Below are 24,907 nucleotides of genomic sequence, written 5' to 3' on the forward strand. Positions count from 1 at the left end.
CCGACCGAGTACAGCCCCCAGGAGACCCCGATGAGCCCGAAGATCCCCAACCCGCTCGGCCTGCAGTGGTACCAGCACCCCTCGCTCACCCTGCAGCTCGCGGCCCTCTCCAAGGAGCGCGACGACCTCCGCGAGAAGAACCTGTTCGAGGGCGAGGGCATCCGCCCCGACAAGGACCTCGGCGAGGCACCCGAGGAAGCCCTCCGCGCGCGGACGCCCGAGGGCGACTTCAACGACCTCGGCTGCCCGCACATGGGTGCGCGTGGCACCGGCTTCGGCCGCAACGTGCCGATCGAGAAGACCGTCGTCGACCGCAAGAACCTGCTCAACCCCGACCCGCGCGAGATCAGCCGGCGCCTGATGGCGCGCGACACCTTCAAGCCGGCCGGCATCCTCAACGCGCTCGGTGCCGCGTGGCTGCAGTTCGAGAACCACAACTGGTTCTTCCACGGCAACGGCGACCCGACGCGGTTCATCGAGATCCCGCTGCAGCCGGGCGACGACTTCCCCGAGAACCCCATGCGGATCCGCGACACCCTCCCGATGCACGGCGGGGAGATCAAGGACGGCTGCCCGGCACCGGTCTTCGCCAACGCCGAGACGCACTGGTGGGACGGCTCGCAGATCTACGGCAGCGGCGCCGAGAAGCAGGCGACGATCCGTACCTTCAAGGACGGCAAGATCAAGGTCGACGACAACGGGCGCCTGCCGAAGAGCGACATCCCCGGTGTCGACCTGACCGGCATGCAGGAGAACTACTGGTTCGGCCCGGGCCTGCTGCACACCCTCTTCGCGCGCGAGCACAACGCCGTCGTCGACGCGATCAGGAAGTCCCACCCGGACCTCTCCGACCAGCGGCTCTTCGAGCTCGGCGTCCTCGTCGTCTCGGCCCTGATCGCCAAGATCCACACGGTCGAGTGGACGCCGTGCGTGCTGCGCCACCCGGCGCTGCAGATCGGCATGAGCGCCAACTGGTACGGCGCGCTGGGCGAGACGTTCCGCGACAAGGTCGGCCGGATCGGTGACTCCGAGGCCCTCTCCGGCATCGTCGGCTCCTCGACTGACCACCACTCCGCGCCGTTCTCGCTGACCGAGGAGTTCGTCTCCGTCTACCGGATGCACCCGCTCATCCCGGACGACTGGTCCTTCTTCTCCCTGGCCAGCGGCGAGCACAAGTTCGACCGCTACTTCACCGACATCCAGGGCATGTACACCCGGGACTTCATGGACAGCCTCGAGATGGGCGACATGTGGTACTCGATCGGCAAGGCGAGCGCCGGCGCGGTCTGCCTGAAGAACTACCCCAACGCACTGCGCAACCTGACCCGCATCGACGGCCAGGTCACCGACCTCGCGACGCTCGACATCGTGCGTGACCGCGAGCGCGGCGTCCCGCGCTACAACGACTTCCGCGAGGCGCTGCGCATGCCGCGGCGCAGGAAGTTCACCGACCTCACCCCCAACAAGGAGTGGGCCAAGGAGATCGCGGAGATCTACAACGGCGACATCGACGCCGTCGACCTCCAGATCGGCATGCAGGCCGAACAGCCGCCCAAGGGCTTCGGCTTCTCCGACACGGCGTTCCGGATCTTCATCCTGATGGCGTCACGCCGCCTCAAGAGCGACCGGTTCTTCACCAAGGACTTCACCCCGGCGACCTACACGAAGACCGGCTTCGACTGGGTCAACGACAACTCGATGAAGGACGTGCTCCTGCGTCACTACCCCGAGCTCGAGACGGTCATCGGCGACGTGGAGCGGGTCTTCGCCCCGTGGCACGAGCTCGGTGTCGCCGAGCCGGGCAAGAAGCCGACGATCCTCCGCGCTGCCGACACCGTGAAGGCCTATCTGCCGTGGGGCTGATCCCCCGATGACCGACGTGCAGCAGCGCGCAGACGCCGGCGTACTCGCCGTCCTCCTGGACGGCGAGTACGCCGCGTTGCGTGCCCGGGCCCGGGAGTTCCTCGTCGAGCACGCGGCGTTCCACGTCGAGGCCGAGTCGCTCGACCGCGACGCCTACCGCGACCGGGTGCGCGACCTCGTGGTCGAGGCTGCTGCGCGGGGGCTGACGGCCTCCGGCTTCCCCGCCGCCTACGGCGGAAGCGAGGACTTCGGCGGCAACGTCGCCGCCTTCGAGACCCTGGCGTACGGCGACCTGTCGGTGCTGGTGAAGTTCGGCGTCCAGTTCGGGCTCTTCGGCGGCGCGATCCACCAGCTCGGCACCACCCGGCACCACGACGCCTGGCTCGCCGACATCGCCTCCGCCCGCCTGCTCGGCTCGTTCGCCATGACCGAGACCGGCCACGGCTCCAACGTCCAGGCGATCCGGACCACCGCCACCTTCGACCCGGACACCGACGAGTTCGTCATCGACACCCCCGACGACGACGCCCGCAAGGACTACATCGGCAACGCCGCGCGGCACGCGGAGGCGGCAGCGGTCTTCGCCCAGCTCGTCGTCGACGGCACCGGCCACGGCGTGCACGCGCTCTTCGTCCCGCTCCGCGACCCGAGCGGCGCGACGTTGCCCGGCGTACGGATCGAGGACTGCGGCACCAAGCTCGGCCTGCAGGGCGTCGACAACGGCCGGATCTGGTTCGACGGCGTCCGCGTCCCGCGGACCAACCTGCTCAACCGCTACGGCGACGTCTCCCCCGAAGGCGTCTACTCCTCGCCCATCGAGAACCCCGACCGCCGCTTCTTCACGATGCTCGGCACCCTCGTCCAGGGCCGGGTCTGCGTCGGCGGGGCGGGCATCACCGCGAGCAAGGTAGCGCTCACCATCGCCACCCGCTACGCCGCCGAGCGCCGCCAGTTCGGTGCGGCGGGCCAGCCCGAGACGGTCCTGCTCGACTACGGCCAGCACCAGCGACGGCTGCTGCCGCTGGTCGCCCGCACCTACGCCCTGCACTTCGCGCAGGAGCGGCTGGCCCGCGACTTCCACGAGGTCTTCACCGCCGGCGACGCCACGACCGAACGCCGCCGCCGCGCTCTCGAGTCGCGGGCTGCGGCCACCAAGTCGCTGGCCACCTGGCACGCGACGCGGACGATCCAGGAGTGCCGCGAAGCCTGCGGCGGCGCCGGCTACCTGGCCGTCAACCGGTTCGCTGCGCTCAAGGCGGACACCGACGTCTTCACCACCTTCGAGGGTGACAACACGATCCTGCTCCAGCTGGTCGGCAAGGGCCGGCTGACCGACCTCAAGGACGAGTTCGGCTCGCTCGACGGCGTCGCGATGGCCCGCTACATCGGGCGCGAGGCGGCCGAGACGCTGGCCGAGAAGGTGATCGCCCGCTCCGTCATCGAGCGGGTCCGCGACGCGGCCCGCGGCCACGACGAGGGCGAGCCGGGTGGCGACCTGCTCGACCCGGCGTACCAGCTCCGGATGCTGCGTACCCGCGAGGAGCGGATCACCGGCAGCGTCGCGCGCCGGCTGAAGGCCGGGATGGACGCCGGCGTCGACCCGGCCGAGGTGTTCAGCCGGTGCCAGCACCACCTGCTCGCCGCGGCGGCCGCCCACGCCGAGCGGATCGTGCTCGAGGCGCTGCTGACCAAGGTCGAGGCGATGCCCACCGGCCCCGAGCGCGACCTGCTCGCGAAGGTCGGTCACCTGCACGCGCTGTCCGAGATCGAGCGCGACCGGGCGTGGTGGATGGAGCACGGCCGGCTCTCGACCGAGCGTGCCAAGTCGGTGACCCGTGCGGTCGATACGTTGTGTCGCGAGCTCCGCGACGACGCCCTCACCCTCGTGGCCGCCTTCGGCGTCCCCGAACCCCTACTCACTCAGGAGATCTGATGGCCCTGGACTTCAAGCACGCCTCGATCGTCGAAGGCGTGCGGTTCACCGCCCAGGTCGGCGTCCCCAATGTCGTCCAGGGTCTCTTCAAGAAGCGTCCCGGAGTCGTCAGCACGGTCGGCAAGCTGCCCGCCGACGCCCTCGCGCACCGCCTGGTCGCCGGTCTCGCGGCGAAGTACGGCCCGGACCCGTTCTGGGTGCGGGTCGGCGGCGACGAGGCGCTGCTGGTCACCCACCCCGACGACCTCCGGATCGTGCTCGGTGGCAGCCCGTCGCCGTTCGCCTCCGACCCCGACGCGAAGCGCAAGGGCATGGCGGCGTTCCAGCCGACCGCGCTGACGATCTCGCGCGGCGACCTGTGGGCGGACCGACGGGCGTTCGCCGAGGCCGTGCTCCAGACCGCCTCGCCGCTCCACTCGCTGGCCGGCACCTTCGCCGCGATCGCCGCCGAGGAGGCCGATGCGCTCGCCACGTCGGGCGAGCTGACCTACGAGGCTCTCAACCTCGCCTTCCAGCGGCTCACCCGCCGCGTCGTCCTCGGCGACGCGGCCGCCGACGACACCGCGCTCACCGATGCGCTCGGAGAGCTGATGGCGGCGGGCAACAAGATGCCCGGCGCCCCCGCCGAGGGGTACGACGCCTTCCACGCACGCCTCGCCGCCTACGTCGCGGAGCCCGACGCCTCGGCACTGACCGGTCTGGTCGCTGGCGCTCCGAGCACGGCGGAGACCGACGTGCCCGGGCAGCTGATCCACTGGCTCTTCGCGATGGGCGACACCCTCCCGACCAACCTCTACCGCGCGCTCGCCCTCCTCTCGGCCCACCCCGACGCTCTCGCGCGGGTGCGTGCGGAGAGCGCCGGCGATGGTGGGGTCGAGGCGGTTGCCGGGTCGGCGTACCTCGCCGGGTGCATCCTCGAAGCCATGCGGCTGTGGCCGACGACCGCGCTCTTCGGCCGCGTCCAGGCGGAGGAGTACCGCTGGACCAACGGCCAGAAGACGCCGGTCGGCACCCAGCTCCTGATCCACAACCTCTTCAACCACCGCAACCCCGACCGGGTGCCGTTCGCGGACCGGTTCGCGCCGGAGGAGTGGAGCGAGGGCTCGGCCGGTGAGGACTGGTCGTTCAACTTCTTCAGCCACGGGCCGCAGGGCTGCCCCGGCTACGGGCTGTCGATCTTCCTCGGCCAGGCGTTCCTGGGCCGGCTGCTCGCGCAGGTCACCCCGCGGATCACCCGCGGCACCGCGCTCGACGCCGGCAAGCCCCTGCCCTACGGCTGGGACGTGTACGCCGCGACGCTCGCGCTCGACCCGCTCGTCTAGTCGCCAACGCGTCAGTGCGCGCCTTGCAGGTTGAGGACCACGACGCCGGTGACGATCATCGCGAGGGCGGCGACCTTCGCGGCGTTGAGCGACTCCCCGAGCCAGAGCACACCGATCACCGCGACGAGCGCGGTGCCGAGACCCGACCAGATCGCATACGCCATCGAGACCGACATGTGCCGGATCACCAGCGCGAGCAGCCACGCCGAGAGGGCGTAGCCACCGAGCACCACCGCAGTCCAGACCGGGTCGCGGAAGCCGTCCGCCCTGGCGAGGGCGGAGGTCGCGGCGACCTCGAGGGCGATGGCGGCGATCAGCAGCGCGAACGCGGCGTACATGGTGGTCCTCCCGTCGTGTAGCAGGTGCTACACCCGAACTGTAGCACCTGCTACAGTTCGGGCACGACGACGAGGAGGTCACCATCGCGAAGGACCCGCAGCGCCGCGCCGCCTGGACCGAGGTGGCCACGGACTACGTGCTCGCGCACGGGCTGATCGGCCTGAGCCTGCGCCCGCTCGCCGCCGAGCTCGGCACCAGTGACCGCATGCTGCTGTACCACTTCGGCACCAAGGACGAGCTCGTCGCCGACGTGCTCCGCTGCTCCAACGACCGCGCCGCAGCGAGCATCGCCGCGCTGGCACCGTCGCGCGACCTCCGCTCCGCCGTCGAGAACCTGTGGGCCGCGGTGCAGTCCGACCCCGTCGACCGCTGCACACGGATCTACGTCGAGGCCTCCGCGCTCGGCCTCTTCGGCCAGGAGCCCTATGCCGCTGTGGTCCGTGCCGCCAACGCCGTGTGGACCGCCGCCCTGGTCGCCCACCTGGTGCGCTCCGGTGTCGCCGACGACCTCGCGCCGCGGGCGGCCGAGCTGGTCGACGCCGCGTTCATGGGCTTCCAGCTCGACCTGCCCCTCGACGTCGACCCGGCTGCGCGGGCCCGCTCCGTCGCCGACCTGGCCGACACGGTGGCAGCGCTGGCCTGACGTCAGCCGTGGGCGTGCATCACGTGCTTGATGCGCGTGTAGTCCTCCAGGCCGTAGTGCGACAGGTCCTTGCCGTAACCGCTCTGCTTGAAGCCGCCGTGCGGCATCTCCGCGACGAGCGGGATGTGGGTGTTGACCCACACGCAGCCGAAGTCGAGCTCGATCGAGCACCGGTGGGCAGTGCCGTGGTCCTTCGTCCAGACGCTCGACGCGAGGCCGAAGTCGACGTCGTTCGCCAGCTCGATGGCCTCGGACTCCGTCTCGAAGGTCTGCAGCGTCACGACGGGCCCGAAGGTCTCCTGCTGGACCACGTCGTCGTCCTGGCGTACGCCGGCCACGAGGGTCGGCGCGTAGTAGTAGCCCTTCTCACCGATCCGGGCTCCACCCGTGACGACGCGAGCGTGTGACGGCAGGTTCGCGACGACGGAGCTCACCCGGTCGAGCTGCTGGGCGTTGTTGAGCGGGCCGTAGAACGGGTCCTCCACGTCGGGCCCGGTGGTCACGTCCGCGATCGCCTCGACCAGCTTCGCCTCGAGCGCGTCGGCGATCGAGGAGTGCGCCAGGATCCGGGTCACCGCGGTGCAGTCCTGCCCGGCGTTGAAGAACGCCCCGACGACGATGCCCTCGACCGTCGCGTCGAGATCGGCGTCGCCGAAGACGATGGCCGGAGCCTTGCCGCCGAGCTCGAGGTGGACCCGCTTCACGTCCGGTGCGGCCGCGGCCGCCACCTGCTTGCCGGCGCCGGTCGACCCGGTGATCGAGACCTGCGCCGCCGCGGGGTGCGCGACGACGAGCTTGCCGGTCTCACGATCACCCGCGAGCACGTTGAGGACACCGGGCGGCAGGATGCCGGCGGCGATCTCCCCGACCAGCGCGGCCGAGCCGGGCGTGGTGTCGGACGACTTCAGCACCACGGTGCAGCCGGCGGCCAGGGCGGGAGCCACCTTCCAGATCGCCATCATGAAGGGGTAGTTCCACGGCGCCACCTGGCCGACGACGCCGACCGGCTCGCGGCGCACGTAGGAGGTGTGACCGGCCAGGTACTCGCCGGCCGCGCTGCCCTCGAGCGACCGCGCCATGCCGGCGAAGTAGCGGAGCTGGTCGATGCCGACCGTGATCTCCTCGTCGCGGGTCAGCGCCTCCGGCTTGCCGGTGTCGCGCACCTCGGCGGCCAGCAGGTCCTCGGCCCGGTCCTCCAGCGCGGAGGCCAGCGCGAGCAGCAGCTTCTGCCGCTCGGCCGGCGTCGTGCGGCGCCAGGTGCGGAAGGCCTCCGTCGCCGCCTCGTACGCCGCGTCGACGTCAGCCGCGCCGGAGAGCGCCGCGGTGTCGTGCACCTCACCGGTGCGCGGGTCGATGATCTCGCTGGTGCGACCGTCGGCGGCCGGGACGACCTTCCCGTCGATGACGTTGCTGATCATGGTGGTGTCCTTTCAGGAGCCGAGGATGTTGCGGGCGAGGCGGGTGCCCATGCGCACCGCCCCGTCGACGTGCTGGAAGCCGAGGCCGGCGACGTCGCTGGAGCCGAACCGGATCGGACCGACCGGCTCGTGGAGCTTCGCGCCCCAGCGGGTCAGGCTGCCGACGTCGAAGCTGGTCGCGTAGGCGCCGCCGGTGAGCTCCTGGTGCTGCCAGTCGCTCTCGACGTACGTGCGCGGGGTGAGGGCGGCGTCGCCGAAGTACGCCGCGAGCGACTGCAGGATCGCGGCCCGCCTCTCGTCGGCGGGGAGACGGCCCATGGCGTCGGCGTTGACGTCGGAGACGAAGCCGACGAGCGTGCCGGTCTCCTTGCCGTGCAGGGTGTTGTCGTAGACCTCGTGCACGAGCTCCCACGGGCCGAAGCCGGTGCCCGACAGGCCCGCCGACCGCCAGAACGGGGTGTCGTACTCCACCTGCGCCTTGATGACCAGGCCGAACGACTGGTGCTCGCGGGCGTGGCGGTGCTCGGCGGGGAGCCCGGGGGTGATCCGGATCCGGCGGACGTGCGTCGGGGGCAGCGCGAGGACGACGTTGCGCGCGCCGACCTGCTCGCCGTCGACCGTGACGACCGCGCCCTCGTCGTCCCAGGCGACGTGGGTGACGTCGGCCGAGAGGCGCACGCGGTCGCCGAGGCGGGCGGCCAGCGCGGCGGGCACCGAGGCGAGGCCGCCGACCACGCGCTTGTCGAGGATGAAGTCGGCGTCGACGAGGTGGGAGAAGGAGCCGGCGCTGGCGGACATGAGCACCGCGGTCAGCGCGGAGAACGAGTGGGTCGGCTTGGTGAGCATCGCCGGGCCGAGGTAGAGGGCGATGTTGTCGCGGGCCTCGTCGTCTGTGGTCTGCGCGTCGAGCCACTGGGCGAAGCTGACCCGGTCCAGCTCGGCGGCCTGCGGATGCTCCCACGGGCGGTCGGGGTCCATCTGCGCGGCGAGGTCGTCGATGACGCCGATCAGGCGGTCGATCTCCTTGCCGGTCTGCTCCTCCACCGGGAGGTCCTCGCCGGTGAAGCGGCGGGCGGTGCGGGTGCGGTCGACGTAGAGCGAGTCGCCGTCGCGGAAGCGGGAGTAGGTCGCGAGGCCGAGCTCGTCGAGGAGGGCGATCAGCGCCTCCTGGTCGGGCGAGACCCACTGACCACCGATCTCGAAGTCGGACCCGTTGTGATCCTCCGTGCGCAGCCGGCCGCCGACGCGGTCCCGCGCCTCGAGGACGAGGACGTCCTGGCCCGCCTCGGCGAGGCGCCAGGCGGCGGTGAGGCCGGTGACGCCGGCTCCGACGACGACGGTGTCGTAGCTCTTCATGATCGATGCCCAATCTTTTGAATGCTGTTCAAACTTGGATCCACCGTAAGCCTCATCGATGTGGCGCGCAACACCCCGGCCGGAAAATCAGCTCCCCGTCGTTTCACGGGAAACCGCCGCGACGAGTGCGTCGACGTCCTGCTCCGTCGTGTCGAAGCTGCACATCCAGCGCACCTCGCGCGTGGACTGGTCCCAGTCGTAGAAGCGGAAGCCACGTCCACGGAGCCGCTCTGCCACTCCCTCCGGGAGGGAGGCGAAGACGCCGTTGGCCTCCGTCGGCAGGCGCAGCCCGACCCCCGCGATGGTGCCGTCGGCCAGACCCGCGTCGATGGCGGTGCGCAGGCGCTGCGCCATCGCGTTCGCGTGCCTGGCGTTGCGCAGCCACAGGTCTCCGTCGAGCAGCGCGAGGAGCTGCGCCGAGACGAACCGCATCTTCGAGGCGAGCTGCATGTCGAGCTTGCGCAGGTAACGCAGCCCGCTCGACGCGTCGGGGTCGAGGACGACGACCGCCTCGCCCAGCATCGCGCCGTTCTTCGTCCCGCCGAGGCTGAGCACGTCGATGCCCACGTCCCGCGTGATCGCGCCGAGGCCGACGCCGAGCGAGGCGGCGGCGTTGGCGAGGCGCGCGCCGTCCATGTGCACGCGCATCCCGCAGGCATGCGCGTGGTCGGCGAGCGTCCGCAGCTCGTCCGGGGTGTAGACCGTGCCGACCTCCGTCGCCTGGGTGATCGAGACGACCAGGGGCTGCGCCCGGTGCTCGTCGCCCCAGCCCCACGCCTCGCGGTCGAGGAGCTCGGGCGTCAGCTTGCCGTCGGGCGTCTCGACGGGAAGCAGCTTGATGCCGGCGACCCGCTCCGGGGCGCCGGCCTCGTCGGTGTTGATGTGGGCCGTCGCCGCACAGACCACCGCACCCCACCGCGGCAGCATCGACTGCAGCCCGACGACGTTCGCTCCGGTGCCGTTGAAGACCGGCCACGCCTCGGCGCCGGCGCCGAAGTGCCGGACGACCACCTCCTGCAGCCGCGCGGTGTACGCGTCCTCGCCGTAGGCGACCTGGTGGCCGTCGTTGGCGGTGGCGATCGCCGCCAGCACCTCCGGGTGGATCCCGGCGTAGTTGTCCGAGGCGAAGCCCCGCACGCGGGGGTCGTGGAGAGGGGTCACGGCAGCACCTCCGACGTGCCGACGATGCCGGCGGTCGACTCGATCACCGGCCGGATCTTCTTGTCGAGCGACTCGTAGAACATCGACAGCGGGAACTCGTCGTCGAGCACCGCGTCGGTGAACCCCTTCGGCGGACCGGCGAGCACCTCCTCGGGGAGACCACGCGCCCAGACGGAGGCGGGGTGCGGTGTCAGGGTGCTGCGGATCAGCTCGTACGCGGCGAGCCAGTGCGCCGTCTTCGGCCGGTCGATCGAGCGCCAGTAGAGATCGTCGATCGCCTCGCCGAGGGCGACCACCGCACCCGGCACGTCCGCCCAGTCGAAGGCGAGCGAGGTGTCGGTCCAGTGGAGCACCCCGCGCTGGTGCAGCCAGGCGAAGAGCAGCTGGCCGCCGAGCCCGTCGTAGTTGCGGACCCTCGAGCCCGTGATCGCGAACCGGAAGATGCGGTCGAAGAGCACGGCGTACTGGACCAGGCGCGCATGCTCGAGCGTCTCCGCGTCCTCGGTCGTCGCCTCGAGACGGACACATTCGCGGAAGGCGGTCAGGTCGCAGCGCAGCTCCTCGAGCGAGTAGAGGAAGTAGGGCATGCGCTGCTTGATCATGAACGGGTCGAACGGCAGGTCCCCGCGCATGTGCGTCCGGTCGTGGATCAGGTCCCAGAGCACGAACGTCTTCTCGGTGAGCGCCTGGTCCGCGACCATCCGCGCAGCGCCCTCGGGCAGTGCCAGGTCGGTCGTCGAAGCTGCCGCCGCCACGACGCGCCGGAAGCGCGCGGCCTCCCGGTCCTGGAAGATCGCGCCCCAGGTGAACGCCGGGGTCTCGCGGACCGCGACCGTCTCCGGGAAGAGCACCGCGCTGTTGGTGTCGTAGCCCGGCGTAAAGTCCAGGAGCCGCAGCGGGACGAAGAGCCGGTTGCCGTAGTCACCCGCCTCGAGGGTGGCCACGAACTCCGGCCAGATCACCTCGACGAGCAGCGCCTCGACGTGCCGGTCCGGCGAGCCGTTCTGGGTGTACATCGGGAAGACCACCAGGTGGCGGAGCCCGTCGACCCGCTGCTGCTGGGGCTGGAAGGCGAGGAGCGAGTCGAGGAAGTCGGGCACGCCGAACCCTTCGTTCGCCCAGCGCACGAAGTCCTGCACGCATGCGGCCAGGTAGGCGTCGTCGTGCGGGAACGACGGACGCAGCTCCTCGACGGACTGCGCGATCGTCGCGACGAGCCCCCGCGCAGCATCCCGGTCGGCGGGATCGGACACGGACCCGTCCCGGGCCTGCAGGAGCTGCAGCGCAGTCGCTGCCTCCTTCAGGGCAGCCCACGCCGCGCTCGCCTCGACCCCCGCCGCCCGGGCCACGGCATCCTCGACGACCTCCGGCTCGCCGATGACGGCCTGCGTCGGGCGGGGCGGGGTGGCGTCGAGCTGCTGCGTGGACATGGGCGGGACCTCCGATACGGGAGTCGTCGTGACGTTTCCCTGCCAGCCTACGGATACATTTTCCGTTTGATGGCTCCGGCTGCAGGAACTTTTCCGGTTCGTTATCCCGCGCGGCTGCTAGCCTCGCGGTCATGTCCGTGCCTGACGCGTCCCCGGCTCCCCTCGACGATCCGATCGACGAGGGCATCGTCCGTGCGATGTCCGCGGACGCCCGCGCGACGCTCGCGGACCTGTCGGCGGCCGTCGGCCTCTCCGTCTCGGCGGTGCAGACCCGCCTGCGTCGCCTCGAGGCACGCGGCGTGATCACGGGCTACCGGGCACTCGTCGACCCCGCGGCGGTGGGCAAGCCGCTCTCGGCGTTCATCGAGATCACGCCGCTGGACCCCGGCCAGCCCGACAACGCCCCGCAGCTCCTCGAGCACCTCACCGAGATCGAGGCGTGCCACTCGATCGCGGGCGACGCGAGCTACATCCTCTTCGTGCGCGTGGCCTCGCCGCGCCACCTCGAGTCGCTGATCCGCGACATCCGCAGCGCGGCCGCGGTGAGCACGCGCACCACCGTCGTGCTGCAGACGTTCTACGAGGGCCGCCCGATCCTGCCGGCGTGACGGCCCCGTGTCGGCACCACGGCCTCCGCGGCGCCGACAGGCTGCCGGCCGGCTCAGCGCGGCTCGGTCAGGCTCGAGTACGTGTCCGGGCGGCGCGTGTCGAGGAACGGGAAGAGCGTCAGCCAGTCGCGACGCTGGTCCAGGTCCAGGGTCGCCACGAGGACGGCATCCCCTGCGCGCGGCGCCTGGGCGAGGATCCGGCCGTAGGGGTCGGAGATGAACGACGAGCCGTAGAAGTCGACGCGCCCCTCGCTGCCCCACCGGTTGGGCACGCACATGAAGAGGCCGCTGGTGATCCCGTTGCCGACGATGACGTGCTGCCACAGCGGCTGTGTGTCGAAGTCGGGGTGGTCCGGCTCGGATCCGATCGCCGTCGGGTAGGCGAGAACCTCGGCGTCGGCCAGGGAGTAGGCGCGGGCCACCTCGGGGAACCACTCGTCCCAACAGGTCGGCAGACCCAGGCGCGGCGCACCGGGGAGGTCAGGCACGTGCACGGGGTAGGGCTCGACAGCCGGTCCGGGGCGGAAGAAGAGGTCCTCGAAGTAGCCCTCCGTCACCGGGATGTGCGTCTTGCGGGTCCGTCCGACCAGCTCACCGCCGGGGGCGACGAGGATCGCCGTGTTGTAGCCGAGCCCGTCGTCGCTGCCGTCGGGAGCGGGGGCCGCCTCGTAGAGGGAGGCGTGCACGAAGACGCCGTGCTCCGAGGCCATCTTCGCGACGAGTGTCCGGGTCGGTCCGTCCTCGAGGGACTCGGCGAGGTCAGCCGGACGGCCCGCCGGACGGAAGTCCGCCGGGTAGCGGGAGAGAGTGAGCTCGGGCAGGAACACGACCTGCGCGCCGGCTTCGGCCGCACGGCGTACGCCGGCGGAGAGGGCTGCGGCGTGGGCGGCCTCGTCGGCCTGCCAGTGCATCTGCACGACGCCGACGGTCAGGGTGCGGCCGGGCCCCCCGGATGCGCGGGCGAGCGAGGGCAGGTCGGGTGCGGTGATGAGTTCCATGAGGTGTCCTTGGGTCAGGGGTGGAGCAGGGGCTGTTGCTGGGTGATGCAGTGGATGCCGCCGCCACGAGCGAAGAGGGGACGGGCGTCGATCGCCACGACACGGCGACCCGGGTAGGCATCGGCGAGGACAGCCAGGGCCTCGCCATCGACCGGATCGTCGAACGAGCAGGCGATGACGGCGCCGTTGCAGACGAAGTGGTTCACGTAGCTGTAGTCGACCCAGCCCTCGTCGTCGCGCAGGGTCGCCGGAGCGGGGAGCCGGACCACCCGCAGTGGCTTGCCGTCGGCGTCGCGCTCGGCCTCGAGGAGCTCGATGAGCTCGCGCGAGACCTCGTGGTCCGGATGTGCGGGATCGCGCTGGTCGTGCACGAGGACGACGCCACGGTCGGCGAACGTGGCGACGATGTCCACGTGTCCGCGGGTGCCGAAGCGCTCGCTGTCCCGGGTCAGCCCCCGCGGCAACCAGATCACCTTGCGTGCCCCGAGCGTGCGGGCCAGCTCGGCCTCCACGTCGGCCCGGGTCCAGCCGGGGTTGCGGTCGGGGTCGAGCTGGACCGTCTCGGTGACCAGGAAGGTTCCGGCACCATTGGTGTGGATGCCGCCGCCCTCGTTGACCATCGGCGAGTCGATGCGGGTGGCCCCGGTCGCATCGACGGCGACATGGCTCGCGACGGCGTCGTGCTCCCAGCGCGCCCACTCCTGCTGGCCCCAGCCGTTGAAGACCCAGGTGACGGCGCCGAGGCTGCGGGTGGGCCCCTCGCCTTCGATGACGAACGTCGGCCCGATGTCGCGGTACCAGGCGTCGTCGAGCATCCGTTCGTGCACCCTGACGCGCGGGTCGAGGAACCGTGCTGCCTCGGCTCGCTCCGACGGCGGAACCAGGACGTGCACCGGCTCGAACTCGACGATGGCGTTCGCCACGGCGGCCCAGGTCGACCGTGCCTCATCGGCGTCGGCGGGCCTCTCCCCCAGCGTGTACGAGCCGGACGGCCACGCCATCCACGCAGCCTCGTGCGGCGCTGTCTCAGCAGGCATCAGGCGGTTCGGCTGGACGTACTGCCGATTTGAACGGTATTCAAACATGACCCCACGGTAGGCCGCACCTTCCGGGACGTGCAAGGGCCCGCCGGGGATTTCTCGCGCGCAAGACAGCCCCGGCCCCTCCACCGCACAGGGGTGGAGGAGCCGGGGCAGCGTCGACGAGCACGCAGGCGCGGCACGTCAGCCGGCGCGCGCGAACGCCCGGCTCAGTGCGCGGCCACCGCCAGGTCCGCCGGCAGCAGCGCGCGGGCATGGTCGACGGCTGCGTCCACGCTGACGTCGTCCTCGCCGAGCACGATCGCCACACTCAGGCCGTCGAGAAGCGCGCAGATCCGCCGCGAGAGGGCTGCGGCGTTCTCCGCTCCGGCTTCACCGAGAAGACGCGTGAGCTCATCCCGCCACACCGCATCCAGCTCTTCGTACGGCTCACGGAGCTCCTCGATGCGGAGGACGCGGGGCCAGACCTCGATCCAGACCAGCCAGCGAGGGTCGCCGAGTCCGCTCGGCATGAACTGTCGGCAGAAGAGGTCGAAGCGCTCAGCGAACGTCGCCTCCTCGGCCCGAGACTCCTCCCAGCGAGCCCAGAGCTGCGCCTCGCTCCATCGCAGCACCTCGAGCAGCAGACCGTCCTTGCTCCCGAAGTAGTAGAGCAGGTGTCCGGCACTGGTCTCCACGCGTCGACCGAGCTCCGCGAGCGTGAGATCGGCGAGGCCGCGCTCGATCAGGAGCTCCCAGGCGACCTCGAGCACTCGCTCGCGCGGCCGATCGAGACGACGATGGCGTCGTGGGGATTTTTCCGTGGTCACCCCTTGACCCTAGTGGGAGGCGAGGTTCATAGTTCAGGACACCACAGTTTGTATGTTGTTCAAATCACAGTCTCGAGGTGACCATGTCCACCCTGTCCGGCCCGACCGAAACGCCTGACCTGACGACAGCGAGCGGCCCTGCCGACGGGCCAGGGCTCAAGCCGGTCCTGACGCTGACTGCTGCCATCCTGCTCACGCTCTCCTGCGTCACCCCCGCATCCAGCCTCTTCATCATCGTTCCCGAACTGCTCGCGTCGCAGGGTTCCGGCGTCGTGATGACGCTGCTCGTCGGCGTCCTCATCTCCGCGGCAGTGGGCGCCTGTTACGCCGAGCTCGGTACGCGCACTCCCAGCAGTGGTGGTGAGTACGCGATGGTGACCCACACCCTCGGCCGCGCGACCGGCTGGCTGACCTTCGCCCTGACGTCGGCGACGCTGATCGTCATCCCGCCCGTCATCGCCCTCGGTACCGCCGACTACCTCGCGCCGATCGTGGGGCTGGACCGCGCCACCACCGGTGCCGTGGTCATGCTGCTCGCCACCGCGACCGGCCTGCTCGACATCAAGTCGAACGCGTACGTGACCGGGCTGTTCCTCATCGTCGAGACGCTGGCAGCCACTGCTGTGGCCTGGCTCGGGTTCGCGCACGCCGACCGCGGCGTCGACACGCTGTGGCACGCCCAGGTCAGCAACGGCACCTCGCTCTCGCCGTTCACGGCAGGCGTCCTGCTCTCCGGGCTCGCCGTCGCGATCTTCACCTGCTCGGGCTTCACCACTGCCACCTACCTGGCCGAGGAGATGGTCGCTCCGCGCCGCAACGTGAAGCTCGCCGTACTCGGCTCCCTCGCCCTCGGCGCCGCGATCATCGTCGTCCCGACGGCCGCGACCGTCCTCGGCGTCGGCTCGCTGAACGAGCTGGCCACGGGCACGTTCCCTGACTTCGTCACGGAGTGGGCAGGCAGCCGTACCTCGGCCGCGATCAGCGTCGGCATCGCCGTGGCGATCCTGAACGCCGTCATCGTGATGGTCATCCAGAACTCTCGCGTGGTCTACGCGACTGCACGTGACCGCGCCTGGCCCGACGCCATCAACAGCGCGCTCGCACGCCTCCACCCCCGCTTCGGCTCCCCCGTCCTGGCCACGATCCTGATCGGCGTACCCGGGGCACTGATGGCGTGGCTGATGGACATCGAGGCCCTGCTCGGCATCACGTCGGTGATCCTCGCGGGTGTCTACCTCGTGGTCGCGGTCGCTGCCCTCTTCGTTCGCCGCGCACCCCACGCCGGATGGAAGATGCCCTTGTGGCCGGTCGCACCGATCGTGGTCATCGTGGGTGTCGGCTACGCGCTGAAGGAGTCCGCACTGAGCGACCTCCTTGCGGTAGGCGCACTGCTCGTCCTCGCGGCGATCTACTACGTGGCCTATCTCCGGCCCCGTTCTGGGACGCACTTCCTGGTGGACGACCGCGCGGACGCCTGACGCCGGCCGCGATCGCGGGTGGGGTCGTCACCGCGGGTGGCGGCCCCACCGTCATTTCGGCGACCGGCACCCGGGCTGCTCCGTCGGTTCGACGAGCCGCACTCGGTCGCCGAAATGACTCAGCGCCTGGAGTCCCGATGTTTCACGGGAAACCAGGCGCTGAGTGGCTTTGTCGACTTATCCGCTTGTCGCTCTACCGACTGAAGCCGGGCTCAGATGACGCGGTCGCTGCGGTTGCGCGGGTCCATGATGTCGGTGATCCGACGCAGGTCCTCGAGCGTCGCGAACTCGACGGTGATCCGGCCCTTCGACTTGCCGAGCTCCACCTTCACCCGCGTCTCGAGCCGGTCACTCAGCCGGTCGGAGATCTCGCCCAGGCCCGGTGCCGTCACCTTGGCCCGCTGCGAACGCTGCGGCGCACGACCGCCGTGCTCCCCCACGGCCACGATCTCCTCGAGGCCGCGCACGCTGATGCCCTCCGCGACGACCCGCTGCGCAAGACGATCCTGGACCTCCGGGTCCTCGACCGCGAGCAGGGAACGCGCGTGGCCCGCGGACAACACACCGGCGGCTACGCGTCGCTGCACGGCAGGCGAGAGCTTGAGCAGGCGCAGCGTGTTGCTGATCTGTGGACGCGACCGCCCGATCCGGCCCGCGAGCTCATCGTGGGTGCACCCGAAGTCGTCGAGCAGCTGGCGGTAGGCCGCAGCCTCCTCGAGAGGGTTCAGCTGCGAACGGTGGAGGTTCTCCAGGAGGGCATCCCGGAGCATGTCGTCGTCCTCGGTCTGCCGGACGATCGCCGGGATCAGGTCGAGGCCGACCTCCTGCGACGCCCGCCAGCGGCGCTCACCCATGATCAGCTCGTACGAGTCGGACCCGGTCTTGCGGACGACGATCGGCTGGAGCAGACCCACCTCACGGATCGAGTGGACCAGCTCGGCCAGCGCCTCCTCCTCGAAGACGGTGCGCGGGTTTCGCGAGTTGGGAACGATCTGCCTGATCGGGATCTCGGCGAAGTACGCGCCGCTCTCGATGGCGCCGCCGGCAACGGCGGCGGTGGCCTCCGCCACGCCCGCCGTTCCGGAAGCCGGAGAGGCCGCAGGAGCACCCGTGGGCGACGAGCCGGCCACATGGGCGGTCGAGACCCCGTTGCTCCCGCCAGCAGGTGCAGAAGGCGCCAGGCCGGACGCCCCACCGTTGACGCTGCTCTCCTCGGCCGGGGCCGTCGGGATCAGGGCACCCAGGCCACGGCCCAGTCCACGTCGCTGCTGGCCGCTCATCGGTCAGCTCCCTTCTTGGCCATCTCGCGGGCAGCCTCGAGGTACGAGAGCGCTCCGGGCGAGCCCGGGTCGTAGGTCATCACGGTCTGGCTGTACGAGGGCGCCTCCGAGACGCGAACCGAGCGCGGGATGTACGTCTTGAGCACCGTGTCACCGAAGTGCTCCCGGACCTCCTCGGCGACGTTGGACGCGAGCCGCGTGCGGGCGTCGTACATCGTCAGGAGGATGGTGGAGACCTCGAGCCGCTGGTTGAGGTGCTTCTTCACCATGTCGACGGTCTCGAGCAGCATGCCGAGACCCTCGAGGGCGTAGTACTCCGCCTGGATCGGGATGACCATCTCCTCCCCCGCCACGAGCGCGTTGAGGGTGAGCAGCCCCAGCGACGGCGGGCAGTCGATGAACACGTAGTCGAAGCGTTCCTCACCGGCCTCAGCGGCGGAACCCACCCACTCATGGGCGCTGATCGCCTTCTGCAACCGGGACTCACGCGCGACGATCGACACCAGCTCGATCTCCGCGCCGGCCAGGTCGATCGTGGCCGGCACGACCCACAGGCCCGGCTGCTCGGGGCAGGGCTGCATGACATCGGCCAGCTTGTCCTCGTTGACGAGGAGGTCGTACGTCGAGGGGACACCGCGACGGTGCTCGATGTTGAGTGCGGTCGATGCGTTGCCCTGGGGGTCGAGGTCGATGACCAAGACTCGCTGCCCCAGCTGGGCGAGGGCTGCTGCGAGGTTGACCGTCGACGTCGTCTTGCCGACGCCACCCTTCTGGTTGGCCACGACCATGACGCGCGTGCGCGGCGGACGTGGCATAGCCGGCCGGTCCATGGCGCCGTGCCGAGCCAGCACGGTGTGCTCAGCCGCGCGCGCCAGCGGGGTGGTCTCGTCCGCGAAAGCCGGACCCGCATCAGCCAGATCGGCAGCGGTCCTGACCACGAAACCCTGACCCGTTTCACGTGAAACCACGAGGTCCTCTTCCTGTGGATGAATTGCCTCTGCCTGTGGATGACGCGCTCAGCGCGTCCTCCCGACCGGTGGAAAACTCGGAAGCCGAGCCGTCGACCGCGGGCAGAACTTGGCCGTGCTGTGCGCGGAACCGAAGAGGTTCGCACGCGAGGTCCAAAACTACCGGGGACCACAGGACCTGCTCCAGTCGCGGTCCACAGTCGGATCATGGTCGAGACGGAGCTGCCGAATCGGCTAGCACGGCGCCAGCGCCGGCAGACCATCCGCGATGACGGCACCGCCACACCACGGAACCCTGGCGCAGCGCGCGGCCGTGGCCTTCAGGGGCTCACCATCGGCGTGTACTCGCACGTTCACCGAAACCACGCCACCCCGCGCTCCAGCGAGCCGTCTTCGTTTCACGTGAAACAGCACGGGTCCTCATCCTCGGCCAGCCGCACAGACGAGGACCGCGGCCGCGCCGTGCGTCCCGCGCAGATGCCGGTACGGGCGAGCGCCCCGGGTCCACCGACTCCCGAAATCCCCCGAGCGCCTGTCGAGGCGTCACGGCGGCAGGATGCGCCCTTCCCTCCTGACCCGAAGGCAGCCATGGAGCGCACCTTGCGAGATCACGCCATCGGTGACCACCCGATCGACACTGGCCGCTCATCATGCGCGGGCGCAGCAGTATGCCCGGCTGAATGGTCCGCCAGCGCGTTGCTGCGCCTCCACGGCGCGGGCCAGAAGCGACCCGCCCGGAGTGATCCGCGACGGCTGGAACGAGTGCGGCCGACGCCTGTCGTCCGCCGGTGCCTGTCGTCAGGTGCGCCCACGTTGGGCCACGTCCCGCGTTCGTAACGACGCGCGAACCGCCCCGACGACGGGGCTCATGCCGCCTCGGCATGCAGAAGCGCCTCCGACCGCACCGGGCGATCGGAGGCGTTTCACGTGAAACATCAGGGGCGACGCTGGCGCCGTCGTGCAGCGGCGCCATTCGCCTTGCGACGACCTGACTGGGACTCGACCTTCATCAACCGGCCTGCTCTGGACGGGTCTGCCCAACACACGCGGACCGCAAGCGTCGGCTCGGGGATCAGGCCCTCCCCGACCGGTACGACCTCAGGCTCCGCGCAGCCGAACGCCGACAGCACCGAGCGCGCCTCCTCGATCTCCTCCGTGATGGCACTGCCCTTCAGAGCGATCAGTGCACCCTCCGCGGCGACCAGCGGCATCGACCAGGTCAGGAGACGCTCAAGCGGAGCGACCGCACGGGAGGTCACGACGTCGAAACGTTCCTTGCCGTGAACGGACTCAGCACGGCCGCGAATCACCGTGACGTTGTCGAGGCCCAGCTGGTCCGCGATCTCCTGGAGATACACCGTGCGGCGCAGTAGCGGCTCGATCAGCGTCAAGGTCAGATCCGGGCGCGCGATGGCGAGTACCAGGCCCGGCAGGCCCGCGCCGCTGCCTATGTCAGCGACGGACGATCCCTCGGGCATGAGTCCTGCCAGAGCGCCACAGTTGAGCAGGTGGCGGTCCCACAGCCTCGGGACCTCCCGCGGTCCGATCAGCCCACGGACGACGCCGTCGGTCGCGAGCGACTCGGCGTACGCACGCAGGAGCGGGATGCGGGCAGACGCAAACACCCCCTGCACCGCAGCCGGGGGCTCGGGGAGTGCAGGGGGTGTTTCACGTGAAACGTCGTTCACGAAGGTGATGCCCTTCAGGCCGGCAGGACGACGACGTAGCGACGCGGCTCGACGCCTTCCGACTCCGAGCTGAGTCCGGCCGCAGCGACCGCGTCGTGCACGACCTTCCGCTCGAATGGAGACATTGCCTTGAGCGAGACGGGGGCACCCGTCTCCTTCGCCTCGGCAACTGCCTGCTCGGCGACCTTGACGAGCTCCTCGCGCTGACGAGCGCGGTAGCCCGAGACGTCGAGCATGAGGCGGGACCGCTCGCCGGTCTCGCGGTAGACGGCCAGGCGCGTGAGCTCCTGGAGCGCGTCGAGAACCTCGCCCTTGGAGCCGACGAGCTGGTTGAGGTCGGCACCGACGATGGAGACCGCGGCACGGTCACCCTCGACATCCATGTCCAGGTCGCCATCCAGGTCGGCGATGTCGAGGAGCTCCTCGAGGTAGTCAGCAGCGATGTCACCCTCGTTCTCGAGGCGCTCGACACGGCTCGGACGCGACGGGGTGGCGGTCTCGGTCACGGTGGTCTCCGGAGTGGTCTCGTCGCTCACTTCTGGTCTCCCTGCGGGCGGTTGTTCTTCGTGCGCTGCGCGCGGGTCTGCTTCTTCGGCTGCTGGCGCGTCGGCGCCGGCTGCTCCGGAGCCTGGTCCTCGACGACTGCGGTGGTCGTGGCGACGGAGTGACCGTGGCGGGCCGCCTTGGCGGCGTCGCGCTTCGCCTTGGCCTCGGCCGCCGGCGTGCCGGGCACCGGGTTGTTGCGGATGACGTAGAACTGCTGGCCCATCGTCCAGAGGTTCGAGACGGTCCAGTAGATGAGGACACCGATCGGGAACGCGACGCCACCGATGGCGAAGACGACCGGCAGGACGTAGAGAAGGATCTTCTGCTGCTGCGCGTACGGGCCCTCGAGCGCCGACTTCGGCATGTTCTTGCTCATCAGCTGGCGCTGGGTGGTGAAGGTGGTGACGAGCATCGCGATGACCAGCGTCAGCGCCATGATCTGGATGCCGTGGTCACCGTGGGCACCGTTGAACGTCTTGGAGATCTGAACGCCGAAGAGCTTCGCGTGGTAGAGCTGGGTCGCCTGGGCGTCGGTCAGGATGCCCTTGCCCTGCTGGTTCTTGGCGGCGTGGTCGAGCAGGCGGAACAGGGCCAGGAAGATCGGCATCTGCAGCAGGATCGGAAGGCACGAGGCGAACGGGTTCGTGCCCGCGTCCTTGTACAGCTTCATCGTCTCCTGCGTGAGCTTCTCGCGGTCGTGCCCGTACTTCTTCTGCAGCTCCTTCACCTGGGGCTGCAGGAGCTGCATGTTGCGCGAGGCCTTGATCTGCTTCACGAAGAGCGGGATCAGGGCAGCCCGGATGACCAGCGTGAGGACGACGATGGACAGCGCCCACGCCGCACCGCTGGACGCGGGCAGGAAGGTGCTGACGGCCTTGTGGGCTCCGACCAGCACGATCGAGATCAGGTAGTACAGCGGCGTCATGATGAAGCTGCCGATGGCACCGAAGATGGACACTCAGGCTCCTTGAATGGGGGCGGAGGGTGCAGCAGAACGAGTGGGGGGCACCGGGTCGTAGCCGCCGGCTGCCCAGGGGTGACAGCGTCCGAGCCGGCGTACGGCGAGCCAGCTGCCCCGCAGGCTCCCGTGCTGCTGCACCGCCTCGAGGGCGTACGCCGAGCAGCTCGGGTGGTAGCGACAGACCTGGCCGTAGAGAGGGCTGATGAGCAGCCGATAGAGCTTCAGGAGCCCGACCAGGACGTGCTTCATCGGCCGATCCGCTCCAGTGCCGAGTCGAGATCGCGACCGAGGTCGTCGTACGACGCCTCTGCAGCTGCGGGGAGCGCCCTGACGACGAGCACAGCAGAGCCCGGGAGCGACAGGAGTCGTTCCCGGGCCAGGTGTCGCAGCCGGCGCTTCACGCGGTTGCGGGTGACAGCAGGGCCGACGGCCTTGCTCACCACGAATCCGACACGAGCCGGCGACCCGCCCTCGGTGACCCAGAGGTGGGCGACCAGAGTGCGTGTGCCGGCTCGACGGCCTTGACGTGTCGCCTGCCGGAAGTCGTCACCGGAGACGAGCCGGTGCTCCCGGGGCAGCAAGGCCGATCGGATCCGTCGGCGAACTCAGACGGCGATCTGCTTGCGGCCCTTGCTGCGGCGCGCGGACAGGATGGCGCGGCCGGCGCGGGTGCGCATGCGAAGGCGGAAACCGTGCTTCTTGTGACGACGACGGTTGTTCGGCTGGTAGGTGCGCTTGCTCACGACTGCTTCTCCGATGCGGGGAATTGATTCCAGGGATAGTCCACGTCCGGTGTGTGTCGGCAGGCAGCTCGAGTTCGGCTGGCACCGCCCACCCACGCCCACCCCCACGAGAGCGGGGGTGTCATGGACATGCGGCACCGGTCGACACCGGACAGACTGAGCAACGGTACGGGGTGGCGCTTCAGGGGGTCAAACCACCGAAGCCCTTCCCTGTGGATGAACCCTTGCTGCCTGCCGTTCCGCCGGGTTAGGTTCGCCCCCTGGCCGGAGGCGGATGACGTGTCCGATGCCGGCCTTCAGGGGCGGTGTGACGTGGGTCATGTGGATCACTCAATCGGCCTCTGACCTGCAATGACACCTCTCGGGACCCGGTGCCGGGAGGCAGGTCCGACAGCTTCATCCACACCCCGTGCGCACGACTCACAACCTGTGGATAAAGTTGTGGAACGAAGTGGCACTCACGTCATCGACGGATGATGACGGGGGCGAGTGTGACGCAGGCGACCGTATGGGGCGGTCGCCACACGAGGTGAAGGATCGACGCACAGTGGAGAACACCCAGGCGAGTCCTGACCTGGCGACCGTCTGGCGCAACCTGGTCAGCGATCTCCAGCCCAACCAGAGGGCCTGGCTGAGCACCAGCGAGCCCGTCACCCTCCACGAGACCACGGCGATCATCGCCGTTCCGAACGAGTTCACCCGGACCCAGCTCGAGGGACGTCTGCGTACCCGGCTGGAGGACTCGCTGTCCGAGGCGTTCGGTACGAACATCCGGATCGCGGTGACCGTCAACCCCCAGCTCGACCACGGCATCAGCGCTGACGAGCTGCCGCCGCCGGGTCGCCACGTCGCGGACCCGGAGCCCGAGCCGGCACCGACTGCGCCCCCGTCGATGAGTGGATATGTCGACAACTCGACTTCCGAGGCACCCAGTGCACTGGAGACCCGCCTCAACCCCAAGTACGTCTTCGAGAGCTTCGTCATCGGGTCGTCCAACCGCTTCCCGCACGCAGCGGCGGTCGCCGTCGCGGAGGCACCCGGCAAGGCGTACAACCCGCTGATGATCTACGGCGACTCCGGGCTCGGGAAGACGCACCTGCTCCACGCGATCGGCCACTACGTGCGCTCCCTCTACCAGGGGGCGAAGGTCCGCTACGTGTCGAGCGAGGAGTTCACCAACGACTTCATCAACTCGATCCAGAACGGCAAGCAGGGCCAGTTCCAGAAGCGCTACCGCGACATCGACGTCCTGCTCATCGACGACATCCAGTTCCTCGAGGGCAAGGAGCAGACGCAGGAGGAGTTCTTCCACACCTTCAACGCGCTGCACAACGCCAACAAGCAGATCGTCCTGACCTCCGACCGCGCGCCCAAGCGCCTCGAGGCACTGGAGGACCGTCTCCGCAGCCGCTTCGAATGGGGCCTCATCACCGATGTGCAGGCTCCCGACCTCGAGACGCGCATCGCGATCCTGCGCAAGAAGGCGGCCATGGACCGTCTCACCGCGCCGCCCGAGGTGCTCGAGTTCATCGCGTCGAAGGTGCAGACCAACATCCGCGAGCTCGAGGGTGCGCTGATCCGCGTGACGGCGTTCGCCAACCTGAACCGCCAGGAGGTCGACATGACCCTGGCCGAGATCGTCCTCAAGGACCTCATGCCCGAGGGCGGCGAGCCCGACATCACCGCCGCACAGATCATCGCCCAGACCGCCGCGTACTTCGGGGTCACCATCGACGAGCTGACCGGCCCGAGCCGCGGTCGTCACCTGGTCACCGGACGCCAGATCGCGATGTACCTGTGCCGTGAGCTCACCAACATGTCGCTCCCGCAGATCGGTCGCGAGTTCGGCGGCCGCGACCACACGACCGTCATGTACGCCGACCGCAAGATCAAGGACCTGCTCGCCGAGCGCCGTGCGGTCTTCAACCAGGTCTCCGAGCTCACCAACCGCATCAAGATGCAGACCAGGGCAGGTTGAGATCCCGTTCCGCGGACAGCGCGCCCACCGAATGACAGGGAGTTCCACCGCCCTCGCGGCTGTGGAACTCCTGTCGTTCCAGGTCCGAATCACAAATGAGTGATCTGTGGACAACTGTGGGAACAACGCACAGCCGGCCGCCGAGACCACAGGCACCTGTCATTCGTCCCCGGTGAACCCACAGGGGATGTGGACTCAGATCCGGTGTCTGACCTGCAGAGACGCGGGTTCTCCACAGATTCCACGGAACCTACGACAACGATGAGACCTATCAAGCACCCATCGACCGTCCAACGACTTCCTGCTCCCTTTCTGGGGATGACGCTGCAGCGGAAGGTCGGCCGG

General features: G+C 69.8%; 23 protein-coding genes. 7 read left to right on the top strand and 16 right to left on the bottom strand.

Annotated elements, in window-relative coordinates:
- Window positions 1–30 precede the first annotated feature (30 nt).
- From Q5722_RS07610 to Q5722_RS07620, 3 genes are read left to right on the top strand one after another with little or no spacing between them, the layout of a single operon-like run.
- The gene (locus Q5722_RS07610) at window positions 31–1,863 is read left to right on the top strand and encodes a peroxidase family protein (RefSeq protein ID WP_305027612.1); all 1,833 of its coding nucleotides are present in this window, start codon (window positions 31–33) and stop codon (window positions 1,861–1,863) included.
- Between the two features lie 7 nt (window positions 1,864–1,870).
- Window positions 1,871–3,796, top strand: coding sequence for an acyl-CoA dehydrogenase family protein (locus Q5722_RS07615; RefSeq protein WP_305027613.1), 1,926 nt, complete (start codon window positions 1,871–1,873; stop codon window positions 3,794–3,796).
- On the top strand, window positions 3,796–5,118 hold the full coding sequence (locus tag Q5722_RS07620; protein WP_305027614.1) for a cytochrome P450: 1,323 nt from the start codon (window positions 3,796–3,798) through the stop codon (window positions 5,116–5,118). The genes Q5722_RS07615 and Q5722_RS07620 overlap by 1 nt, the downstream gene beginning before the upstream one ends.
- An 11-nt stretch (window positions 5,119–5,129) precedes the next feature.
- On the opposite strand, the gene Q5722_RS07625 is transcribed toward Q5722_RS07620, so the two are convergent.
- Window positions 5,130–5,456: a DMT family transporter gene (locus Q5722_RS07625; RefSeq protein WP_305027615.1), complete on the bottom strand. Its 327-nt coding sequence runs from the start codon at window positions 5,454–5,456 to the stop codon at window positions 5,130–5,132.
- Window positions 5,457–5,578: 122 nt separating this feature from the next.
- On the opposite strand from Q5722_RS07625, the gene Q5722_RS07630 reads away from it, so the two are divergent.
- Window positions 5,579–6,100, top strand: a complete 522-nt coding sequence (locus Q5722_RS07630) for a TetR/AcrR family transcriptional regulator (protein WP_305027616.1) — start codon at window positions 5,579–5,581, stop codon at window positions 6,098–6,100.
- A gap of 2 nt (window positions 6,101–6,102) precedes the next feature.
- On the opposite strand, the gene Q5722_RS07635 is transcribed toward Q5722_RS07630, so the two are convergent.
- The 4 genes from Q5722_RS07635 to Q5722_RS07650 all read right to left on the bottom strand — a co-directional run bounded on the left by Q5722_RS07635 (window position 6,103) and on the right by Q5722_RS07650 (window position 11,465).
- On the bottom strand, window positions 6,103–7,518 hold the full coding sequence (locus Q5722_RS07635; protein ID WP_305027617.1) for an aminobutyraldehyde dehydrogenase: 1,416 nt from the start codon (window positions 7,516–7,518) through the stop codon (window positions 6,103–6,105).
- A 12-nt stretch (window positions 7,519–7,530) separates the two neighbouring features.
- Window positions 7,531–8,874: a flavin monoamine oxidase family protein gene (locus Q5722_RS07640; protein ID WP_305027618.1), complete on the bottom strand. Its 1,344-nt coding sequence runs from the start codon at window positions 8,872–8,874 to the stop codon at window positions 7,531–7,533.
- A gap of 87 nt (window positions 8,875–8,961) precedes the next feature.
- Window positions 8,962–10,035 (bottom strand): threonine aldolase family protein, encoded by a 1,074-nt coding sequence (locus Q5722_RS07645; RefSeq protein WP_305027619.1) that lies wholly within the window; start codon window positions 10,033–10,035, stop codon window positions 8,962–8,964.
- Entirely contained in the window at window positions 10,032–11,465 is a 1,434-nt protein-coding gene (locus tag Q5722_RS07650) for a DUF6421 family protein (RefSeq protein WP_305027621.1), read from the bottom strand. Before Q5722_RS07650 ends, Q5722_RS07645 begins: the two co-directional genes overlap by 4 nt.
- Window positions 11,466–11,596: 131 nt before the next feature.
- Between Q5722_RS07650 and Q5722_RS07655 the strand changes: the two genes are divergently transcribed.
- Window positions 11,597–12,073: an Lrp/AsnC family transcriptional regulator gene (locus Q5722_RS07655; protein WP_305027622.1), complete on the top strand. Its 477-nt coding sequence runs from the start codon at window positions 11,597–11,599 to the stop codon at window positions 12,071–12,073.
- Window positions 12,074–12,126: 53 nt separating this feature from the next.
- Here Q5722_RS07655 and Q5722_RS07660 read toward each other — a convergent pair whose 3' ends face one another.
- From Q5722_RS07660 to Q5722_RS07670, 3 genes are all read right to left on the bottom strand, one after another.
- Window positions 12,127–13,071, bottom strand: a complete 945-nt coding sequence (locus Q5722_RS07660; RefSeq protein ID WP_305027623.1) for a nitrilase-related carbon-nitrogen hydrolase — start codon at window positions 13,069–13,071, stop codon at window positions 12,127–12,129.
- Window positions 13,072–13,085: 14 nt separating this feature from the next.
- Complete coding sequence (locus tag Q5722_RS07665; RefSeq protein ID WP_305027624.1) at window positions 13,086–14,156, bottom strand: agmatine deiminase family protein; 1,071 nt, start codon at window positions 14,154–14,156, stop codon at window positions 13,086–13,088.
- 164 nt (window positions 14,157–14,320) lie between these two features.
- On the bottom strand, window positions 14,321–14,863 hold the full coding sequence (locus Q5722_RS07670) for a TetR/AcrR family transcriptional regulator (RefSeq protein ID WP_305027625.1): 543 nt from the start codon (window positions 14,861–14,863) through the stop codon (window positions 14,321–14,323).
- A 140-nt stretch (window positions 14,864–15,003) separates the two neighbouring features.
- On the opposite strand from Q5722_RS07670, the gene Q5722_RS07675 reads away from it, so the two are divergent.
- Window positions 15,004–16,398 carry an APC family permease gene (locus Q5722_RS07675; RefSeq protein ID WP_305028348.1) on the top strand — a complete coding sequence of 465 codons (1,395 nt, stop codon included), beginning with the start codon at window positions 15,004–15,006 and terminating at the stop codon, window positions 16,396–16,398.
- A gap of 212 nt (window positions 16,399–16,610) precedes the next feature.
- Here the strand turns inward: Q5722_RS07675 and Q5722_RS07680 are convergent, their stop codons facing one another.
- The 8 genes from Q5722_RS07680 to rpmH all read right to left on the bottom strand — a co-directional run bounded on the left by Q5722_RS07680 (window position 16,611) and on the right by rpmH (window position 22,584).
- Entirely contained in the window at window positions 16,611–17,678 is a 1,068-nt protein-coding gene (locus Q5722_RS07680) for a ParB/RepB/Spo0J family partition protein (RefSeq protein WP_305027626.1), read from the bottom strand.
- Window positions 17,675–18,493 carry a ParA family protein gene (locus tag Q5722_RS07685; RefSeq protein ID WP_305027627.1) on the bottom strand — a complete coding sequence of 273 codons (819 nt, stop codon included), beginning with the start codon at window positions 18,491–18,493 and terminating at the stop codon, window positions 17,675–17,677. Before Q5722_RS07685 ends, Q5722_RS07680 begins: the two co-directional genes overlap by 4 nt.
- 1,088 nt (window positions 18,494–19,581) lie before the next feature.
- Window positions 19,582–20,334 carry a 16S rRNA (guanine(527)-N(7))-methyltransferase RsmG gene (rsmG, locus tag Q5722_RS07690; protein WP_439652482.1) on the bottom strand — a complete coding sequence of 251 codons (753 nt, stop codon included), beginning with the start codon at window positions 20,332–20,334 and terminating at the stop codon, window positions 19,582–19,584.
- Window positions 20,335–20,348: 14 nt separating this feature from the next.
- Complete coding sequence (locus tag Q5722_RS07695) at window positions 20,349–20,840, bottom strand: Jag family protein (RefSeq protein WP_305028350.1); 492 nt, start codon at window positions 20,838–20,840, stop codon at window positions 20,349–20,351.
- Window positions 20,841–20,866: 26 nt separating this feature from the next.
- On the bottom strand, window positions 20,867–21,805 hold the full coding sequence (gene yidC, locus Q5722_RS07700) for a membrane protein insertase YidC (protein WP_439652490.1): 939 nt from the start codon (window positions 21,803–21,805) through the stop codon (window positions 20,867–20,869).
- Window positions 21,806–21,838: 33 nt separating this feature from the next.
- A complete protein-coding gene (yidD, locus tag Q5722_RS07705; protein ID WP_305027629.1) occupies window positions 21,839–22,090 on the bottom strand; it encodes a membrane protein insertion efficiency factor YidD in 252 nt (83 codons plus the stop codon).
- Window positions 22,087–22,422, bottom strand: coding sequence for a ribonuclease P protein component (gene rnpA / locus Q5722_RS07710; RefSeq protein ID WP_305027630.1), 336 nt, complete (start codon window positions 22,420–22,422; stop codon window positions 22,087–22,089). Before rnpA ends, yidD begins: the two co-directional genes overlap by 4 nt.
- A 24-nt stretch (window positions 22,423–22,446) precedes the next feature.
- On the bottom strand, window positions 22,447–22,584 hold the full coding sequence (gene rpmH, locus Q5722_RS07715) for a 50S ribosomal protein L34 (protein WP_131581681.1): 138 nt from the start codon (window positions 22,582–22,584) through the stop codon (window positions 22,447–22,449).
- 508 nt (window positions 22,585–23,092) lie between these two features.
- Between rpmH and dnaA the strand changes: the two genes are divergently transcribed.
- Complete coding sequence (gene dnaA / locus Q5722_RS07720) at window positions 23,093–24,562, top strand: chromosomal replication initiator protein DnaA (RefSeq protein ID WP_439652483.1); 1,470 nt, start codon at window positions 23,093–23,095, stop codon at window positions 24,560–24,562.
- The last annotated feature ends 345 nt before the right edge of the window (window positions 24,563–24,907 follow it).

Origin of the sequence: Nocardioides jiangxiensis (genome assembly GCF_030580915.1) — a bacterium.
GTDB lineage: Bacteria > Actinomycetota > Actinomycetes > Propionibacteriales > Nocardioidaceae > Nocardioides > Nocardioides jiangxiensis.

Coding starts and splice junctions, on each gene's coding strand:
- Q5722_RS07650 (WP_305027621.1), bottom strand. CDS start 11,465: ATGTCCACGCAGCAGCTCGACGCCACCCCGCCCCGCCCGACGCAGGCC.
- Q5722_RS07635 (WP_305027617.1), bottom strand. CDS start 7,518: ATGATCAGCAACGTCATCGACGGGAAGGTCGTCCCGGCCGCCGACGGT.
- Q5722_RS07625 (WP_305027615.1), bottom strand. CDS start 5,456: ATGTACGCCGCGTTCGCGCTGCTGATCGCCGCCATCGCCCTCGAGGTC.
- Q5722_RS07680 (WP_305027626.1), bottom strand. CDS start 17,678: ATGAGCGGCCAGCAGCGACGTGGACTGGGCCGTGGCCTGGGTGCCCTG.
- Q5722_RS07685 (WP_305027627.1), bottom strand. CDS start 18,493: ATGCCACGTCCGCCGCGCACGCGCGTCATGGTCGTGGCCAACCAGAAG.
- Q5722_RS07640 (WP_305027618.1), bottom strand. CDS start 8,874: ATGAAGAGCTACGACACCGTCGTCGTCGGAGCCGGCGTCACCGGCCTC.
- Q5722_RS07665 (WP_305027624.1), bottom strand. CDS start 14,156: ATGTTTGAATACCGTTCAAATCGGCAGTACGTCCAGCCGAACCGCCTG.
- Q5722_RS07610 (WP_305027612.1), top strand. CDS start 31: ATGAGCCCGAAGATCCCCAACCCGCTCGGCCTGCAGTGGTACCAGCAC.
- Q5722_RS07615 (WP_305027613.1), top strand. CDS start 1,871: ATGACCGACGTGCAGCAGCGCGCAGACGCCGGCGTACTCGCCGTCCTC.
- Q5722_RS07660 (WP_305027623.1), bottom strand. CDS start 13,071: ATGGAACTCATCACCGCACCCGACCTGCCCTCGCTCGCCCGCGCATCC.
- yidD (WP_305027629.1), bottom strand. CDS start 22,090: ATGAAGCACGTCCTGGTCGGGCTCCTGAAGCTCTATCGGCTGCTCATC.
- yidC (WP_439652490.1), bottom strand. CDS start 21,805: ATGACGCCGCTGTACTACCTGATCTCGATCGTGCTGGTCGGAGCCCAC.
- Q5722_RS07655 (WP_305027622.1), top strand. CDS start 11,597: ATGTCCGTGCCTGACGCGTCCCCGGCTCCCCTCGACGATCCGATCGAC.
- Q5722_RS07620 (WP_305027614.1), top strand. CDS start 3,796: ATGGCCCTGGACTTCAAGCACGCCTCGATCGTCGAAGGCGTGCGGTTC.
- Q5722_RS07675 (WP_305028348.1), top strand. CDS start 15,004: ATGTCCACCCTGTCCGGCCCGACCGAAACGCCTGACCTGACGACAGCG.
- dnaA (WP_439652483.1), top strand. CDS start 23,093: ATGGGGCGGTCGCCACACGAGGTGAAGGATCGACGCACAGTGGAGAAC.